Source organism: Sphingomonas sp. QA11, from assembly GCF_028473665.1.
Taxonomy (GTDB): Bacteria; Pseudomonadota; Alphaproteobacteria; order Sphingomonadales; family Sphingomonadaceae; genus Sphingomonas; species Sphingomonas phytovorans.
This window is the reverse complement of record NZ_CP098774.1, coordinates 4940489-4959272: the sequence shown is the minus strand read 5'-3', so window position 1 is coordinate 4959272 and position 18784 is coordinate 4940489. Positions and strand designations below refer to the sequence as shown.

9 protein-coding genes are annotated in these 18784 nt (G+C 65.1%); 1 reads left to right on the top strand and 8 read right to left on the bottom strand.

Annotation, left to right across the window (positions count from 1 at the left end; translation table 11 throughout):
- Positions 1-7: 7 nt before the first annotated feature.
- From NDN01_RS22930 to NDN01_RS22920, 3 genes are all read right to left on the bottom strand, one after another.
- On the bottom strand, positions 8-2842 hold the full coding sequence (locus NDN01_RS22930; protein ID WP_272624413.1) for a M16 family metallopeptidase: 2835 nt from the start codon (positions 2840-2842) through the stop codon (positions 8-10).
- 75 nt (positions 2843-2917) lie between these two features.
- A complete protein-coding gene (locus NDN01_RS22925) occupies positions 2918-5059 on the bottom strand; it encodes a penicillin acylase family protein (RefSeq protein ID WP_272624412.1) in 2142 nt (713 codons plus the stop codon).
- Between the two features lie 109 nt (positions 5060-5168).
- Positions 5169-7472, bottom strand: coding sequence for a TonB-dependent receptor (locus NDN01_RS22920; RefSeq protein ID WP_272624411.1), 2304 nt, complete (start codon positions 7470-7472; stop codon positions 5169-5171).
- A 235-nt stretch (positions 7473-7707) separates the two neighbouring features.
- On the opposite strand from NDN01_RS22920, the gene clpB reads away from it, so the two are divergent.
- Positions 7708-10287, top strand: a complete 2580-nt coding sequence (gene clpB, locus NDN01_RS22915; protein ID WP_272624410.1) for an ATP-dependent chaperone ClpB — start codon at positions 7708-7710, stop codon at positions 10285-10287.
- Positions 10288-10415: 128 nt separating this feature from the next.
- Here the strand turns inward: clpB and NDN01_RS22910 are convergent, their stop codons facing one another.
- From NDN01_RS22910 to NDN01_RS22890, 5 genes are all read right to left on the bottom strand, one after another.
- On the bottom strand, positions 10416-10751 hold the full coding sequence (locus NDN01_RS22910; protein ID WP_272624409.1) for a hypothetical protein: 336 nt from the start codon (positions 10749-10751) through the stop codon (positions 10416-10418).
- Between the two features lie 27 nt (positions 10752-10778).
- Positions 10779-12290 carry a putative 2OG-Fe(II) oxygenase gene (locus NDN01_RS22905; protein WP_272624408.1) on the bottom strand — a complete coding sequence of 504 codons (1512 nt, stop codon included), beginning with the start codon at positions 12288-12290 and terminating at the stop codon, positions 10779-10781.
- A complete protein-coding gene (locus NDN01_RS22900; RefSeq protein ID WP_272624407.1) occupies positions 12287-13432 on the bottom strand; it encodes an aspartyl/asparaginyl beta-hydroxylase domain-containing protein in 1146 nt (381 codons plus the stop codon). Before NDN01_RS22900 ends, NDN01_RS22905 begins: the two co-directional genes overlap by 4 nt.
- A gap of 8 nt (positions 13433-13440) precedes the next feature.
- Positions 13441-15438 carry a tetratricopeptide repeat-containing sulfotransferase family protein gene (locus NDN01_RS22895; protein WP_272624406.1) on the bottom strand — a complete coding sequence of 666 codons (1998 nt, stop codon included), beginning with the start codon at positions 15436-15438 and terminating at the stop codon, positions 13441-13443.
- 133 nt (positions 15439-15571) lie between these two features.
- Positions 15572-18745: a TonB-dependent receptor domain-containing protein gene (locus NDN01_RS22890; protein WP_272624404.1), complete on the bottom strand. Its 3174-nt coding sequence runs from the start codon at positions 18743-18745 to the stop codon at positions 15572-15574.
- Positions 18746-18784: the final 39 nt, after the last annotated feature.

Here is an 18784-nt window from a genome sequence, read left to right as displayed (position 1 = left end):
TGAATCCCTAGCGCACGTCCGCGACGGACGCCGCCGGCACCACCTCAACCGGCAACCCGAGGCTGTCAAGCTGGGGCCGAACCGTCTTCGCGTCGCCGACGACGACCCAGATCAGCTTCGACGGGTCGATTACCGCGCGTGCCGCAGCGTCAAGCTGGCCGATCTTCAGCCCGCGATAGACCTGAGGAAGTTTTGCATAATAATCGTCGGGCCGCTTGTAGAGGCTGTTGGACTGCATGCCGCCCAGCACCGCACCCGCCGTTTCGAAATTGCCGGGCAGCGAACGAGTCATGCCGGCGATCGTCCGGTCGAACTCGAGCGGGGTGATTCCCTTGGTCGTCAGGAAGTCCCCCACGTCGGCGCGCAGCGCGGCGATCGAGGCGCCGGTCTTGTCGGCCTGCACCGGTGCCTGGATGACATAGGGGGCGGCGAACTCAGCGCGCTGGAAATTGCCGTTCGCGCCATAGGACCAATGCTTGTCCTCACGCAGATCCATGTTGATGCGCGACAGGAAGCCGCCGCCGAGCGTGTCGTTGGCGGCAAGCAGGGGCACGAAATCGTCAGTGCCCTTCAGCGTCGTGGGGGTCGCCGCATAGATCAGCGACTGGGGCGAATCCGGCCGGTCGACCAGCACGATCTTCGGCACCGACGGCGTCGACGGCGCCGAGAAATCCTTCACGCCGGCCGGACCGGTCGGGGTCCAGTCGCCGAATTCGGCATCGAGCGCCGCCTTGACCTCGGCCAGCGGCCGATCGCTGACGACGAAGATGCGCGCCTTGTCGGGCCGGAGCCACGCGTGCTGGAAGGCGATCAGATCATCGCGGGTCAGCATCGCGACCGCCTTGGGATCGCCGCTGCCGAACGACTTGGCATAAGGCGAGGCCGGACCATGGACGAGCCGTGGCATGACGCGCGAGGCGAGGCCGCCCGGGCTGGTCAGCTCCGCCGAGATCTGCGCGAGCTGCTGGTTCTTCACTCGATCGACCTCGGCCGGCGCAAAGGCAGGGTTGCGCACGATATCGGCAAACAGGTCGATCGCCGGCACCAGGTTGGGGCTGGGTACCGACAGGGTCAGGCTGGTGCGATCCGCGCTCGCGCCCGCGCCGATGGCGGCGCCGAGCCTTTCCTTGGCCTCGGCGATCCCGATCGAATCGAGCGAGGTGGTGCCCTCGTCCATCATGTTGAGCGTCAGCTGCTGCGTGCCGAGCCTGGCCGCCGGATCGGCGGCAACGCCAGCATCGAAGCTGATCACCGCCTGAGTGATCGGAACCGCGCCGCGCTGCGCATAGATCAGCTCGATGCCGTTCTTCAAGCTGGTGCGCACCGCCGGCGGAAAATCGATGTCGGAGATGGCGGCGACGGCCGGCATCGCGCCGCGCGTGCCCTTGACCGGCACGTCGGTCGACGGCTTGGGCTCGACCGCCGCCGCCTCGGTATAGGCCTCGCGCGGACCGGGCACGACGGTCAGCGCATAGACCGGGCGGCTCAGCCACTTCGCGGTCGCCGCCTTGACGATCGCCGGCGTCGCGCCCGCCATGATCGCAAGCTGTTTCTTGTAGGCAGCGGGATCGTTCGAATAGAGCGCGCCCTCGGCCAGGGTCGCCGCCTTGCCCCCGCCGCCGCCGACCGATTCAAGGCCCTGGATCGTGCGGGTCACGGTGCCCGTCGCCACGCGCTGCACCTCGTCGGCGGTCGGGCCCTTGGCGATCAGATCCGCCACGATCTCGTCGAGGCGCTTCGCGACGATCGCCGGATCGACGCCCGGCTTCACATCGGCATAGACCTCGAACAGGCCGACCTGCGCGAAGGTCTGGTTGCTCGCGGAGACGCGCACCGCGATCTTTTCCTTGCGCACCAGCGCATTGTCCAGCCGCGAGCTGGAAAGGCCGCCGAGCACGCCGGCGGTTACGTCGAGAAGGGTCGAATCCTTGTCGTTGACGCCCGGCACCGTCCACATGCGGTAAATGCGCGTGGTCGAAACCCGGTCCTTCATCACTTCGGCCTTGGCAGCGGCGAGGGTCGGGACGTCGACCTTTGGCACCACACTGACCGGGCCACGCGGGATCGCGCCGAAATATTTCTCGACCAGCAGCTTCGCCGTGGCCAGGTCGACATCGCCGGCAAGCGACAGGATCGCATTGTTCGGCGCATAATGATCGTGGAACCAGTCCTTCACCGTGACGAGGCTGGCGGCGTCGAGATCGGCCATCGAACCGATCGTCGAGTGGCGATAGGGGTGACCGTCCGGGAACAGCGCGGCAAGCTGGCTGTATTCGACCAGGCCGAAGGGCTGGTTGTCGCCCTGGCGCTTCTCGTTCTGGACGACACCGCGCTGCTCGTCGAGCACGCCCTGAGTCACCGCGCCGGTGAGATAGCCCATCCGGTCGCTTTCCAGGAACAGCGCGCGCGCCAGCGCTGGCGTCGGCACCGTCTCGTAATAATTGGTGCGATCGAACCAGGTCGTGCCGTTCAGGTCGGTCGCGCCGACTTCCTTCATCGGCGCGAAATAATCGCCCGGCGCGTTCTCGCTGCCGTTGAACATCAGATGCTCGAACAGATGGGCGAAGCCGGTCTTGCCGGCGGGCTCGAACTTCGAGCCGACATTGTACCAGACCGACAGCGCGACGATCGGCGCCTTGCGGTCGGTATGGACGATCACGCGCAGCCCGTTGGCGAGGGTGAATTCCTGGTACGGAATATCGACGCTCTTCACGAGGACTGAAACCGGGGCCGGCTTGATCGGAGCGGCCTTAGCGGTAGCGGCCGGGGACGGCGCCGCGACGACCGGCGTCGCGAGCGCGCACAGCGCCACGCCCGCAAGCGCGAACAGCTTGATGTTCATGGAAGATATGTCCTCGAATAAGCACGTATATTACGCAGGTATAACGCGGCCGATGCGCCGCGCAATCGGGGCCGCTCAGGGACGATAAACCCGCTCGACATGGTCCTTGAGCTGCGCCGGATCGAACCACACCGGCTTCAGCTCATGCCGGACGAACAAGGGTGCCTGATCGGCATAATGCGGCGATTCGGGCCGTGTCGTCGCGGCGCCGAAGGGCTGGATCGATTGCGAACTGACCTTGCCCGCCTTGTCCCACGCGACGAACATGATGAAGCTGTCGCCATGCTTCACCACAAGCCGGCCGTCAGGCGCCTCGTCCCACAGGGCGGCGGCGCGGAGCACGTCGGGGCCGCCGTCCATCGGCAGGTCGACCTTGCCCTGGCGGACGCGCAGGATCGTCCCGAGCGGCGGATCGAGCCGGCCGAAATATTTCTTCAGATAAGCGGCCGCCTTGCCGAGTTCCTCGCGCGGATCGGCTTCGGGCCGCCGCTGATAATGCCATTTGTTGCCGGCGCGCAGCAGCAGCTCAGCGATCGCATCGGCCGGACCCTTGCCGTCGTAATTCCAGTCCCATTTCGCCAGCAGCGCCTGGGCCTCGATCAGCATCCGGTCACCCTTGGGGTCGACCGCTGCCAGATCGGCGAACCATTTCGCCGCCCAGCTAACCCGGCTGACGCCGGTGTCGAACTTGATCCGGTGGAGATCAGCGTCGCTGATCGAGGGGGTCGCCCCCATCAGTTCCAGCGCGCGGGTCGCCCGGTTGGTGGTGTCGGTCTCGATCCCGAGCAGCGGGGAATAGTCCCCAGGCTTCATTTCCGAACCGGTCCCCGCCGCCTGGAAGGGGGTGTTGTTGGCGTTGATCAGGAAGCCCGAGGCGGGGTTCACATTGCGCGGCACCTGCGCCCAGGGCACCGTTCCAGCCGCGAGGTCGCGCGACGTGTCGCCCGGCAGCACCTTGGCATAATCATAGCCCGGCTTCCGGTTGGGGAAGCTCGCATTGTAGAAATAGGCAATGTTGCCCGCCGCATCGCCATAGAGGAAGTTGGTCGCCGGCACCCCCTGGATGGCCAGCGCTTTCTGCCATTCCGCGAAATCGCGCGCCCGGTTGAGCCGGTAATATTCCTCGACCATCTTCAACTGGTCGGCCCCGCCATAACGCAGCGCGAAGGCGCCCCTGGCGTTCTCCACCACCGGCCCCTGCACCGCGCGCAGCACCATCTTCGGCACCGGCAGCACGAATGGGCCCCACAGCTTCACATGCAGCCAGACCCGCGTCTTTTCGAGCGGGCGCCATGCACCGTCGAAGCGATAGGCATCGCCCGCCGGATTGAGCGTGAGCTTATAGATATCGATCAGGTCGGGCCGGTTAACCGTGTTGGTCCAGCCGAGTGTCTGGTTGTGCCCGAGCAGCGGATAAGGAGCGCCGGGGAAGGTGGCACCGGCGAAGTTCCAGCCGGCCTGCGAATGCACCACCAGTTCATACCAGGCGACGCCGCCGCGCCAGGGCTGGTGCGAATTGGAGACGAGCCGGGTGAATCCGTCGGCCGAGCGCTTCGGCGCCACGACGAAGGCGTTTGAGCCGTTCTCGTTGCCGTTGGGGCCGATCGGCGTGATGTCAGGCGCGTCGGGCACAGGCCCCGCATTTTCCCTGGGCAACGGCGTGTCACCGGCCAGTGCGCCGAGCACCGAATCCAGACCAAAGAAGAAAGGCGACCGCAGCACGAAACCCACCGCGACATCGCGGCCATCGACCGGGAAGAGCTTCGCCAGCCGCACCTCGCCCGGATGCTTCTCGGCATAATGGTTGAGCCCCGATGCATAGCCATCGAGCAATGCCCGCACATCGGCCGGCTGCTTCAGGTAATCGCGATCGACCGTCTCGCGCGCGCCGAGCAGGTGAAGCACATAGTCGGTCTTCGCCCCGTCGCCGCCGGTCATCGCGCCGAGCCGCCCGCGTGTCATGGCGAGCACTTCCTGCAAGGTCGAGAAATCATCCTCGGCATGCGCATAGGCGATGCCATAGGCGACGTCGGGATCGGTCTTGCCGAAGATATGCGGCACACCGAAAGTGTCGCGCGCGATCTTCACATCATAAGCATGAGCGGGCGGGGCCACGGGCGCGCTCGCGGTGAGCGGCTCCCAGATGGCGAGGCCGATCGCGGCCAGGATCAACAAGGCGACCAGTCCGGTCGCGCCTCTTACGAAAATCCGCCGCATCCACCCTCACCCGCTTTTTATGCGGATGGTGTAGCGGTACGCGGCGACCGGAGCGAGCGCGATTGCCGCCGCCCCCGCGCAAAGCGCGGAAGCGGCGGCGGTGCGTCGATCAGAAGCCGGTCTTCACCGTGACGAAGAACTGCTGCGGCGCGCCCGCGAGCAGCGTCTGGTTGTCGCCGCTGTTGCCGAAGCCGTTCGACCCGATGGTCGAGATATACTTCCTGTCGAACAGGTTGGTCGCGTTCAGCTGCACCTCGACCTTGCGCTCGCCCGGCAGGGTGACGCGGGCGCCAAGGGTCGCATCGAAGATCACCTGTTCAGGCACCGACTGGTCGTTGGTGTAGGTGAAGTAGCGCTTGCTCATGTAATTCGCGCCGATGCGGCCGAAGAACATGCCCTTGTCATAGGTGATCTCGCCCTTGGCCAGATGCTTCGGGCTGTCGACGGTCGTCTTGCCCTTGGTCAGGACGGTGGCACTGACATTGTCGCGATAGGTCGAGTCATTGTAGCTGTACGACGCGAACACGCCGAAGCCATGGCCGAGCTTCGCCTCGCCCGCCGCCTCGAAGCCATAGGAGCGGACTGCGCCGACATTCTGCAGGATCACCGGGTTGCCGACGATCCCCGCGCCGGTCGTCACGCCGAGCAGACGATTGCGGAAGTCGACATAATAAGCCGCGATCAGGCCGTTGAACCAGCGGTTCTTGAAGCGGCCGCCGAGTTCATAGGTGTTCGATTCCTCGGGCTTCAGCTTGCTGGTGGTGAGCAGCGCGTTGAAACCGGGCTGGGTGGTCGCGAACGGGCCGGTCGTCGCCGACGAGACGAAGGCGCGCTTCACCTGGGTGAAATCGCCGAACAGCTCGGCGCTCTCGCTGAGCTTGTAGTTGAAGCCACCATGCGGCTGGAACCAGTCGGTCACCTTGATCTTGCCCGCCGCGAGGCCGCCCGACACGATCGGGGTGGCGGAATTGCGGACGTCGAAGCCCTTCCAGCCAAAATCGATCGTCAGATTGCCCAGAGCGATCTTGTCCTGGACATAATATTGGATGGTCTCTGTGCCGTATTTGAAATCCCACTGGGTGAAGAAGGGATTGGACTGGAATTCGAGCGAATCCCGCGTCGGGGCCATGCGGCTGGTGAGGCCGTAGAAACGCCGGGCCTGGCGGAAATCATTCTTCTCGTACCAGCCGCCGACGGTGATGTCGTTGAAGCCGAGCTTGCCGCCGATCGAGCCGAACACGCCCTTGCGGCGGATGTCGTACTCAGTCGTGCGCACCGACAGCGGCGCGCCGCCCGGCGTCGCGGTGTACGGCGTGAACCAGATGCCCTGGCCGTGGTTCGAATGATAATAGGCCTTGAGCTCGCCGTGGATCGGCGCGTCCTTCGCCGTCTCGATGCCGAGCGAGGCGAGATAGTCGACCCGCAGGCCCGCCGCATTGTAATAGACGTCGTCAGCAGTGGCGTAGGGCGCTGGATAGGGCAGCGGCGCCGTCGGGTGGGCGCCGTTATAGGCAAGCACATCGGCGATCGCGACCGCGAGCGGATAATTGTTCGAGATATTGTCGTTGTTCAGCCCGAGACGGCGGATCATGTCGAGCGACAGATCCTGATAGTCGTTCTCGCGGCGATCCGAGAAATCGAACGTGCCGACGAGGCGGACATCAGCGATCGGCGCGACGAACTTCGCGTTGACCTGATGCTGGCGCTGCGAGCCGAAGCCCTTCCACTTCTCGGTATCGAGATAGCCGTAGGAGACATAGGCACTCGGCCCGTTCTCACCGAGCACGCCGGTGTCCAGACGGCCGAAGGCGCGCACCGTGTTCTGGCTGCCATAGGTGCCGTTGAGCGTCATGCCGAAGGTGGGTTTGGGATCGCTCGAGAAGAACTCGATGGTGCCGCCGAGATTGTTGGTCGCCTGGGTGCCGATCGATCCGGCGCCCTGCGACACGATCGTCTGGCCGATATTCTCCGACGAGATCGCGCGGCTGACGTGCAGGCCGTTGGTGTTGCCGTAGCTGCCGTCGCCGAGCGGGATGCCGTCGAGCGTGAAGCCTATCTGGTTCTGGTTGAAGCTGCGGATCGAAACGCGCTCCGACCATTCATAGGCGCCGAAGGCATCGGCCGACTGGAAATTCACGCTGGGCAGCTTCTCGATCGCCTTGAGCGGGCTGGTGCCTGCGGCCAGCCGCTCGATATCGACCTGGCTGATGCGCTGGACCTGGCGCGTCTCGCCACGGCCGATCACGATGATATCGGCGGAGGGCGCTTCGTCCGGCACGGCTGAATCCGGCGTGGTATCGGCGACCGCCGCATCGCCTGTGGCGGCTGGCGTGTCGGTGGTGACGGCAGCGTTCGCAGCGAATGGCGAGCACAGGGCAGTGCCAGCCAGCAGCCAGGCGTGAAGGTGACGCATGTCGATTTCCCCTTTGGGCATGAAGTCCGGGGCGCCCCACTCCCTGACGCCCTCGTCGCGCCTAGGCGTTGTGCGTTGCACAATTATGGGAGGAACATGTCGTTCGTGCGTGACTGGCGAGACAGGAATGTGACACGGTCCAGCCCCGCTGAAACGAGGGCAAAAAAGTCAGGCCGGAAAGGCTTGTGTTGCATATATACAACACCATATTCGGGCGAGACCTGGAGGGACGACAATGAACCTGGAAAAATTCACCGATCGCGCAAAGGGCTTCCTACAATCAGCGCAGACGATCGCGATCAGGATGAGCCATCAGCGCATCTCGCCCGACCATATCCTGAAGGCGCTGCTCGAGGACGAGCAGGGCATGGCCGCGGGACTGATCACGGCCGCGGGCGGCGACGCGAAGCGCGCGGTGGCCGAAACCGACGCGGCGCTGGCGAGGATTCCCGCCGTCTCGGGTGGCGGCGCCCAACAGACGCCCGGGCTGGACAATGACGCGGTACGCGTGCTCGACCAGGCCGAGCAGGTCGCGGCCAAGGGCGGCGACAGCTTCGTTACGGTCGAACGACTGCTGCTCGCGCTGGCGCTTTCCACGACCACCGCCGCCGGCAAGGCGCTGGCTGCTGCGGGGGTGAAGGCCGATGCGCTCAACACGGCGATCAACCAGATCCGCGCTGGCCGCACCGCCGACAGTGCCGGGGCCGAGAGCCGGTTCGACGCGCTCAAGAAATTCGCCCGCGACCTGACCCAGGCGGCGCGCGACGGCAAGCTCGATCCGGTGATCGGCCGCGACGAGGAGATCCGCCGCACCATCCAGATCCTCGCCCGGCGCACCAAGAACAACCCGGTGCTGATCGGCGAGCCCGGCGTGGGCAAAACCGCCATCGCCGAGGGGCTCGCGCTGCGCATCGCCAATGGCGACGTGCCCGATACGCTGAAGGACCGGAAGCTGATGTCGCTCGACATCGGCAGCATGATCGCCGGCGCCAAATATCGCGGCGAGTTCGAGGAACGGCTCAAGGGCGTGCTCGACGAGGTGCGCGCCGGCGAAGGCGACATCATCCTGTTCATCGACGAGATGCATACGCTGATCGGCGCAGGCAAGACCGACGGCGCGATGGACGCGTCCAACATGATCAAGCCGGCGCTGGCGCGCGGCGAACTCCACTGCGTCGGCGCGACCACGCTCGACGAATATCGCAAATATGTCGAGAAGGACGCGGCGCTCCAGCGGCGCTTCCAGCCCGTCTTCGTCGGCGAGCCGACGGTCGAGGACACCATCTCGATCCTGCGCGGGCTGAAGGAGAAGTACGAGCTGCATCACGGCGTGCGCATCACCGATGCGGCGATCGTTGCCGCCTCGACGCTGTCGAACCGCTACATCACCGACCGTTTCCTGCCCGACAAGGCGATCGACCTGATGGACGAGGCAGCCAGCCGGATCCGCATGGAGGTGGAGTCCAAGCCGGAGGAGATCGAGACGCTCGACCGGCGGATCATCCAGATGAAGATCGAGCGCGAGGCGCTGAAGAAGGAGAGCGACGCCGCCTCACGCGACCGGCTGACGACCCTGGAGGGCGAACTCGCCAATCTCGAACAGCAATCGGCCGAGCTGACCACGCGCTGGCAGGGCGAGAAGGACAAGATCAACGCCGAGGCGAAGCTGAAGGAGCAACTCGATGCAGCGCGGCTTGAACTCGACCAGGCACAACGCGCTGGCGATCTCGCCAGGGCGGGCGAGCTGTCCTACGGTACGATCCCGCAGCTTACGCGCCAGCTCGATGACGCGCAGGCGACCACCAAGGGCGCGATGCTGCGCGAGGAAGTGACCGCCGACGACATTGCAGCGGTGGTCAGCCGCTGGACCGGCATTCCCGTCGACCGGATGCTTGAAGGCGAGCGCGCCAAGCTGCTCGGCATGGAAGAAGCGCTGGGCAAGAGGGTGATCGGACAGAGCCAGGCGGTCCGCGCCGTCTCGACCGCGGTGCGCCGCGCGCGTGCCGGCCTGCAGGAACCCAACCGCCCGCTCGGCTCCTTCCTGTTCCTCGGGCCGACGGGCGTCGGCAAGACCGAGCTGACCAAGGCGCTCGCCGAATTCCTGTTCGACGATCCATCGGCGATGGTCCGCATCGACATGAGCGAGTTCATGGAGAAGCATGCGGTCGCCCGGCTGATCGGCGCCCCTCCAGGCTATGTCGGCTATGAGGAAGGCGGCGTGCTGACGGAAGCCGTTCGGCGCCGGCCCTATCAGGTCGTCCTGTTCGACGAGGTCGAGAAGGCGCATGGTGACGTGTTCAACGTGCTACTCCAGGTGCTGGACGACGGCCGGCTGACCGACGGCCAGGGCCGCACGGTCGATTTCTCCAACACGCTGATCATCCTGACCTCGAACCTGGGCAGCCAGTATCTGTCGAGCCTGCCGGACGGTGAGGACGTATCCTCGGTCGAGCCCCAGGTGATGGAGATCGTGCGCGGACATTTCCGCCCCGAATTCCTCAACCGGCTCGACGAGGTCATCCTGTTCCACCGGCTCGGCCAGAGCGAGATGGCGCCGATCGTCGATATCCAGGTGGCGCGCGTCCAGAAGCTGCTGGCTGACCGCAAGGTGACGCTCGACCTTACCGGCGGCGCCCGGGCCTGGCTCGGCCGGGTCGGCTATGACCCGGTCTATGGCGCCCGTCCGCTGAAGCGCGCGGTGCAGCGCTACCTGCAGGATCCACTCGCCGACCTGATCCTGGGGGGGGAAGTGAAGGATGGGGCGAGCGTGAGAGTCGATGAAGGCGACGGGAAGCTGGAGTTGCAGGTCGGCTAGGAGCATTCTTGGCCCCTCGCGACCATCGGAAGAAAATCGGGGGCATGATCCGTTCCAGTCGAATCATGCCCCTGCACGCCTATCAGGTCTCCTTTATCGCGCTTCGCCCCCGGAAGCCGACGATCGGATCAGCAACCCACCTTCCTCCCGCAACCACTGACCTGCGACTGTTGGACCGTCTCCCGGTCGACGCGGCGCTGCTCCGCCCATTGGCTTCGCGTCATGCAGATCTTCTTGACCGCCAATCGGCTGCCCAGAACCTCCTGGTTCTCGCAAACCATCTGGTTCGGATCGCGCTTCTTCGACGCCGTTCCTGCATCGTTCTTCTGTTCTGCAGCCAGCGGCGCCGGCATGAGGCTGGCGATCGCCGCCAACAAGGCAACTCGGAAGACGGGACTCATAAGCGATCCTTTCGGGATGTTGATAGGACAGGAAATCTGCCGCAGACCGTCCGGAATGGCCATATATTTCTGCGCGACAATCGAAAGGTTTCAGCGCGGCGGCGCGACATCGAACGCGACCGTCAGCCTCTCCCCCTCAGCAAAGGGGCGCGTCCCGTGCCACATCCATGAGGGGAACAGCACCAGCCTGCCTGCCTTCGGCTCGATCAGCCGACTGGGCGCCAGATCAAGCTTCAACGCGGCCTGAGGTTCGCCCAATGCCAGCCAGCCAGCCTGTACCAGTTCGTCCGACTGGCGCGAGGGAAGCGCGATATACAGCGCTGAACTGATCCAGCCCTGTGGATGAACGTGGTTGGCATGGAATCCGCCGCCGCGAAGCCGAACGGACCAGCTGCCGGTGAAGCGGATTCGACGGTCGCGCCGTGCACCAAGGAGCGGATGCCTGGCATCCGGCGGCGGGAGCTGGGCGACATAGCGCGCGACAGCTTGCTCGATCGCCGTGCGCATGGCCCGGATCTCCGGATCGATACGACTGAGAAGCGGGCCGTCGGTTTGAGTCCCGCCACGAACCGACTGATCCAGATATTGTCCTTTCGCCACGTGGAGCGAGCGCAGACGATCGGCCAGCCTCTCCAACGCCGGCAACGCCGGGCCGAGATCCACCACCGCGACGAGATCCGGCGAATCCTCCAGCCACGCACTGCGGGGATCGCCCGTCAACCGCCAGGCGGCGGCGGCATAGGGCCACATGGCCACGGCACGATCCGTCGCCAGTTCGCGATCGATGAGCGTGACGGCATCCGCTGCCCTGCCGCTTCTCAGCAGATGACGGACCCGCCAGAGCGCAAGGCGCGGCCGGGCGGAGGCGGGAGCGCTGTCGAACAGGACGGTGGCGGTATCGTCTTCCCCCAGTTCCGCGGCCGCGATCGCCTCATATTCGGCGCGGACGTCCTGTCCATGCCCCGCTTTCCCGGCTCGCTGCAGCGCCTCCTGCAGGCCGGCATAATTCTCGCTGCGCACATGAAGATCGAACAGGCCCTGCCACAACGCTCTTTCGCCCGGGAGGCGTTCGAGTGCCTGATCGAGAGAATGAGTCGCCCTTTCGGGCCGCCCGAGCATCGATTGAATCTGGCCCAATTGCAGATGGCCGTGAATCCATCTCGGCTCTCGATCCAGAATCGCCTGGAGCTCGGCCGCCGCCTGTTCCCCACGACCCGCCGCCAGGCGCGCGGCGGCCAGTCCGAGCAGAATCGCCCCGTTCGCCGGCGCGAGACGGCGCGCCTGTTCGAACAGCGCGACTGAGTCCAGACCAGCTTCAAGGGCCACATGGGCACGGCCATGGGCGATGCTTGCCACGGCCGGCGCCAGGCGTGCGGCCTGCGCGAAGGACTGTGATGCGGCCGCATGCTCGTCCAGCGCCCGCTGGAGCAATCCGGTCCATTGCCATAATTGAGCGTTGGCCCCTTGCGCCGCCGCGCGAGTCAGCAGGGGAAGGACCTGTTCTTCCTCACCCTCATCGAGCGCGAGTTCCGCCAGTTCGGCGAGGCTGCTCGCATCCGCCTGTCCCAGCCGAGCCGCAGCGAGCCGGGACGAAAAGGTCACAGTCCGCTTGCCGCGGCACCGTCTGCTGCGATGAGCGCCGCGACCGCCTCGCGCTCGATCGCGGTTAGATCCGGATGCCAGATATCGAAGATAAGGACGACGCGGAGCTGGTCGCTCGGATTCGCTGCCTCATGCTCGATCGTATCGTCGAACACAAAGGCTTCTCCCCGGCGCCAGAAACGCGTTTCAGCGCCGACCCGGAACCAGCAGCCCTCCGGAACCACCAGCGGGAGATGGCATACGAGCCGGCCGTTGCTGACGCCGACATGCGGGGGAATGACGGTGCCGGGCGCGAGCAAGGAAAACATTGCGTTGGGAGAAGCCCCGGGGATCGCCGGTTGCGGGAGCCGGGAGAGGAGATCGATCGTGCGGGGGCAATGGCGGGCATTGGCCTCGATTTGCCGCCCGTTCTGCCACAGATGAATCGCCGTCCAGTCGGCATTGTGGTTGAGCGGCTGCCACTGGCGAAGCGGGAGATGGTCAGCATATTGGATATAGGGGACGAGCTCGGCCCGTTCGGCCCCCATCACCGTCTCGAATTCCTCCTGGATCATGTCGGTCGCCGCTTCCAGCGTATCGAGCCAGTCGAAATGGCGCCGCGGATGGAACTCGCGCTCCACCAGACCGGGAAAGTGAAAATGGGTCGGCTCGCTGTGATAAGGACGCGTCCTGCGCAATACATTGTTCCGGAAGCGCGCAATACGCGTGCGCTCCTCTTCGTCGGCGCGCTGCTCCACTTCGGCCATGCCAGCCTTCAGCCTGGCTTCCCGCCGATCGAGCCATTCGGCATATCGGCGCTCGCCCTGTTCGAGCACCACCGCGATCTGCGGCGGCGGCGCGGCCTGCGGTCTCTGGGCAAGCGCGTGGCCCCACGCCTCTCCCGCTGTCTCGTCACCCAGGCGATCCAGCAGCGTTGCCCGCATTAGCAGCGCGGTGAAGTCCAGCGGGGAGACGGCGAGCGCGCGGTGCACGGCGTCGAGCGCCACGCGCGGCTGGCCCGCAGCCCGGCTCACCCCTGCGAGTTTCAGGAGGATGGAAAGATCCTGCGGTTCAATCCCCGCCGCATCCCGGAGCAGCGCCTGCGCCCGCGTGAAATCCTGCGACGCCGAAGCGCGATCCGCTTCGGCGAGCAGTGATCCCACATCCGCCGTCAAAGCGAATAGCCGAATTTCGCGACCCAGGGTTCGAGCGTCGGCAGGATCGGCTCCAAATGTTGCCGGTACCGCTCCCAGCGACCCGACGCGCGCTTGTAGATCGGCTCGATGACCTGCGAGTAGCTCGCGGTGGTGATCAGGCCCCGGGACAGTGCCGTGCGGCGGTGGTCCAGCGCATCCTCATGCCAGTCGAGCCCCAGGAAATCGAACAGGGGACGAACTTCCGCTTCGACATTGTCGACCAGCCGTTCGTAGACGATCGTATGCATCTGTACCGGGAACAGTTCCCGCGACCGTTCCCAATGCCTGAAGACCAGGTCGTAGAAATCGGCCGCGTCCTCCAGGCGCAGGAAATTGGCCATCGCGTTATTGAGCTGGAAACTGCTCATGAAGCAGCTGAGCAGCACATCGCAGGGATGGCGCAGGGCCAGGATGAAACGCGCGTTGGGGAACAGGCGCTGGATCAATGGCACCTTGTAGAGGAACAGCGGCGATTTATCGATGAGCAGCCGGCCATTCGGGACCGTGCCGACCTTCGCCATCTCCTCATAATAATGCGCCCGCGCGCGGGCGATCGCCGCCTCGTCGAGCGTGGGGATCGCAGCAAGACCGCCGATCGCCTTGTCGACCAGATTCAAGGGCGGCTGTTCCTCGGTCACCACCGTTCCGGGGTGGCCCATCAGGATCGTATCGAGCAACGTCGTCCCCGATCGGGGGAACCCCACCAGGAACACCGGATCGGGGCCATCGGCAATCGCCCGCGCCGTTGACCAGGTAGCGGGCCAGCCGGGCGTGAGCAGGTCAAGCTCCCCGCGCAATTCGTCGCGCAGCTCGGCCCCGCGGCGTAGGGGATCGGTCGGCCCCTCCTGGAGCAACTGGGCGAATTGCCGGAAGGCATCGAAGGCCTCGTCGATCCGGCCGAGGCGATCGAGAAGCATCGCGCGAAGATGCACCGTACGCTCGGGCTCGATATCCGGCGGAACCAGCGCGAGACAGGCAAGTGCCTCCTCGAACCGTTGGGCCCGGCGATGCTCAAGCGCGCGCAGGAACGCCAGCGGCCCCTCGCCGATCCCATTCTCCGTCGCCAGCGCGATCAGCGGCGCAAACCCCTCCTCGCGGTTGGTATGTTCATACTGGATCGCGAGCCCCAGATAGGCGTCCACCAGCGTCGGATCGAGCGCGATGGCCTTGCTGAAGGCGCGCAGTGCATCCTCGGTCCGGCGCGCCAGCCCGCATTCGACGCCGAGCTTCAGTTGCAGGTCGCCATTCTCCGGATTGCGCGCGACCGCCTCTTCGATGACCGGGAGCGCGTCGTCATATCGTCCGTCCAGCCGCAGCTGGAGGTAGAGTTCGTTCAGCGCGCGATCGTCCTGCGGGAAATCCTCGGCAGCCCTGCGCAGGACGGCTTCCGCCTCCGCCGCCTCTCCGGCCGAGCGGAGTGCAAGGGCAAGGTTGAGCCGGGTCGGTGCCGCACGCGGATCAAGCTCGACGGCGCGTTTCAACGCCGCGACGGCGCTGGGATAGTCCTCCAGACCCGAACGGGCATTGCCGAGATTATTCCAGCTCTCGAAATCATTCGGCGCACGCGCCACGACATGATCATAGGCCTCGACCGACGCCTCGAATTGCTCGAGCGACTGGGCGAGGAAACCCCGGTAGCGAGCCACGCGCAGCGACGGATCGGCGAAAGCAAGATCGCGGCCGGCAATGTCGAGGGCACCTGCCTGGTCACCCGTTTCGATCAATGCCGCGATGAGATTGCACGCGATGGTGGCGTCGCCCGGTCGATGGCGATGCGCCGCCCGCAGATGCGTGATCGCCCCCCCCGCATCCCCCGCGCGGCTCCGCAACATGCCGAGAAAGGCATTGAGGGCAACAAGATCGCCCCCACGCAACAAGGCCGCCTCGGCAAGCGACCGCGCGCGCGGGACATCGCCCGCCCGGGCGGCGTCGATTGCCTGCCGGAGGGTCTCGGCCGTGTCGGAATCTAGCATTGGAACGCTTGCCACCATATCAGTCTGGACCGCCCCGCCCCGCCAATGCAATCCCGAAGCAACGCCGGGATAAAAAAAGGGCGGCCAATCCGAAGATCGCCGCCCCAGAAAGAACGATCCTTAAATCGAAGGATCAGAAGGTCAGAGATACCGCTGCATAGAGGTAGCGGCCCAGCGCATCATAGGTGCCGGGATAGGTATTGCCGCTGCAGGGCCCCGACGGACACAGGTTCGACCCGTCACGACCACCATTGCCCGACGTGACATACGGCGGCTGCTTGTCGAAGACGTTGTTCATGCCCAGGCGGAAGTTGTAATTGTCACCAACGCTGAACGACGCCGCCAGGTCGAAATAATTGTACGCCTTGATGTGAAGCCCCGGATCATAGTTGAACGCGCCGTTGAGCGACTGGTTGTTCTTCTGGAGCGTCTCGGCCTGGACCGGGCCGATGTAGCGCCACTGCAGCGAGAAGCCGATTCCCATCGGAGTCTGCAAGGTTGCACGCGCCTTGTGACGCCATTTCGGAAGCGGGGCGCCGCTGTTCGTGGTGCCGCCCGCGCTGCAGGTCGGACCATAATAGCCGGCGCAGTCATAGGGCTGCGTGATGCCATTGTCGGTCCGATAGCTGTCGAGATAGGTGCCCGTCATGCTCAGGTTGAGGTTACCGATGCTGCCGAGACTCTGCGCGAAGGCAGAGCTGACCTCGATACCCTTGGTCTGGGTGCTCCCGATATTGCTCGGGATGTCGTTGACGTAACCATTGGGCGTCAACCACAGCGACCGCGCCGCGTCACGATGGACGAGTCCGCACGAAATCGGCGTGAAGGTCGCCGTCGCATTGGCGACGCAATCCTTGAGGACCGCGTCCTGGCTGGTCGCGCTGATCGTGTCCTTGATCTTGATGTCGAAGTAGTCGACCGTCAGCGAGAAGCGCTTCAGGAAGCTCGGCTGGATCACGACACCGATCGTCTTGGTGGTCGCGATTTCCGGCCTCAGGTTGGGATTGCCGCCGATCAGGCCGTTATACTGGCCTGCCGGGTTGCTCGCCGTGCCCGTGCCGACGGTGAAGCCCTGTGCGATACAGCCATAGTCGGTGGCCGTGATCGACTTGGCGCAGGGATCGCTGCTGCCGACGAGACCGACGGTCGGCGTCGCGAACAGTTCCTGGATGTTGGGCGCGCGCGCCGCGCGGTTATAGGTGCCGCGGAAGCGGATATCGCGGATCGGCGCGAATTCGAGCCCGACCTTCCAGGTGTCGGTATCGTAGCTCTTGTTTGCGCTCGTCTTGTAGGACGAACGGCGATAGCCGGCGTTCAGCGACAGATCCTTGATGAAACCGTCATGGACGATCGGAACCTGGGTCTCACCGAAGAACTCCAGCACCCTGAAATTGCCCGACAGCGGCAGCGTCTTGCCACCCTGGCCGGTCAGGTCGCCCGTCTGGAAGGCGTTGTCGGTCTGCAGCTCGAGCGATTCCTTGCGCCATTCGACGCCGAGGTTGATCGCTACGCCATCATCGGCCCAGGGGCTCTTGACGCCATACTGGCCCAGTGCGCCGGTCAGCGAAGCGCTGGCGATCTGCTCCGAGGTCTGCCCCTTCTGGAAGCCCGTTGCCGAGAGATAGGCAACCGATGCCGGGCTCGCCGCGCCGGCGCCGCCGAAGACGTTGTAGGGCACGCAGTTCGGATCGCTGCCGTCGATGACCGAGCGGCAGACCGGCTGGCCGAAGGTCGAGCTGCCCGCGCGGTTGTCGGTGACGACGTTCAGCGCCCGGTTGAGCCGCGCGACGGAGAACTCGTTCGAATAGACCTGCGAATAGTTCGAGCGGCCATATTGATAATAGGTGTCATAGGACCAGGCGCTGCCCAGCGAGCCCTTGGTGCCGATCACCGCGCGGAAGTTGGTGTGCTGCAGGTCGGACTGGCGCGGGCCACCCTCGACGTTGCGGCGCAGCAACTGGAAGAAGCCCTGATTGTAGACCCGGCCCTGCGAGTCGACGAAGTTGATCGGGGGCGCGTTCGGATTGGGATTATACGGCGCTCCCTGGGCGGTCGGGAAGTTGCCGAGATAGCCGTTGATGAGGTTCTCCGGGGAGCAGACCACGGCGCGCTGCGTCGCGGACATCAGCGGGTTGTCGCAGTTCAGGGTCAGCGTGTTGCCGAAATCGCCCGACGGCGCGATCTGCGCCACGGTGCGATCGTCCATGAACATGAACTCGAGATACGGCTTGATCGAATCGTTGATCTCGTAGTTCGCGAACAGGCCGGCAGTGTAACGCTCGTCAGGGCGCTGATAATAGTTGGTCGGCGCGAAGTTGTAGAGCGACGTGCCGTTGACGAAGCCGCCGCCCGGCCGGAAGGTAAAGGCCGTCGAGGTACCGACGGTGACCGCGTTGTTGAACAGGAAGACGTTGCCGTTGTCCGAGGTCGCGGAACCGCCGCACTGCACACCGCCGGCACGTGTGTTCTGAAGCACGCAGGCGCTGTAGTCGCGATTGGCCTGCAAAATCGCGTTGACCTTGCGATAGCCGAAATAGGCGACGGCATGGCCGCGATTGTCATCGAAGCCAGAACCGATCGTCAGCGTCGCGTCAACGGCGCCGCCATCAGCAACGCTGCCCTTGGGATAGCCGTATCCCGGAAGTCCCGCGCCCGCGCGTGCATCGAGCAGCGGCGTCAGGAACTTGTCGCGATTGTCGTGCTGGAAAAGGCTGTACTGGCCGTCCAGCTTGATGCCGGTGAAGTCGGTGTCGATGATGAAGTTCACAACGCCGGCGACGGCGTCAGCGCCATAGGTCGACGACGCACCGCCGGTCAGCACTTCGACGCGCTTCAGGACGGAGGCAGGAATGATGTTGATGTCGGCGGCCGAACCGCTGGTCGGGCTCGGATCGCCCGGCAGCAGACGACGGCCGTTGACAAGAGAGAGCGTACGCGTGGTGCCGAGACCGCGAAGATCGACCGTCGCGGTGCCGTCGGCACCATTGGCCCTGGTCGAGTTCTGGCTGGCGAACACCGACGGGAGCGAGTTCATCAGGTCCTCGACTCGCGTCGTCCCCTGAAGCTTGATGTCCTGCGCTGTCACGACAGTGATCGGGCTAACCGATTCAAGATTGATCTGCGGGATGCGAGATCCGGTGACGACGATGTCGCCGCCTGGAGCCGCGGCGGGCTGATCGGCAGGCAGCGTGCTCGCTTGCGCCGCATCGGCGGTCTGAGCGTTGGCCTGGGCCGACAGCAGCGCGAGCCCAAGAACGATTGGCGCTGTGCCAGCCTTGAGCATCGATATCTTTGCTAGTTTGCTCACTTCCCCGTTTCCTTTCTTGCCGCGCGGTGACCGCGCGGA

What these genes read in the sequence shown, in the direction of transcription:
- NDN01_RS22930 (WP_272624413.1), bottom strand. Translation starts at nt 2,842, where the DNA reads ATGAACATCAAGCTGTTCGCGCTTGCGGGCGTGGCGCTGTGCGCGCTC.
- NDN01_RS22925 (WP_272624412.1), bottom strand. Translation starts at nt 5,059, where the DNA reads ATGCGGCGGATTTTCGTAAGAGGCGCGACCGGACTGGTCGCCTTGTTG.
- NDN01_RS22920 (WP_272624411.1), bottom strand. Translation starts at nt 7,472, where the DNA reads ATGCGTCACCTTCACGCCTGGCTGCTGGCTGGCACTGCCCTGTGCTCG.
- clpB (WP_272624410.1), top strand. Translation starts at nt 7,708, where the DNA reads ATGAACCTGGAAAAATTCACCGATCGCGCAAAGGGCTTCCTACAATCA.
- NDN01_RS22910 (WP_272624409.1), bottom strand. Translation starts at nt 10,751, where the DNA reads ATGGCCATTCCGGACGGTCTGCGGCAGATTTCCTGTCCTATCAACATC.
- NDN01_RS22895 (WP_272624406.1), bottom strand. Translation starts at nt 15,438, where the DNA reads ATGCTAGATTCCGACACGGCCGAGACCCTCCGGCAGGCAATCGACGCC.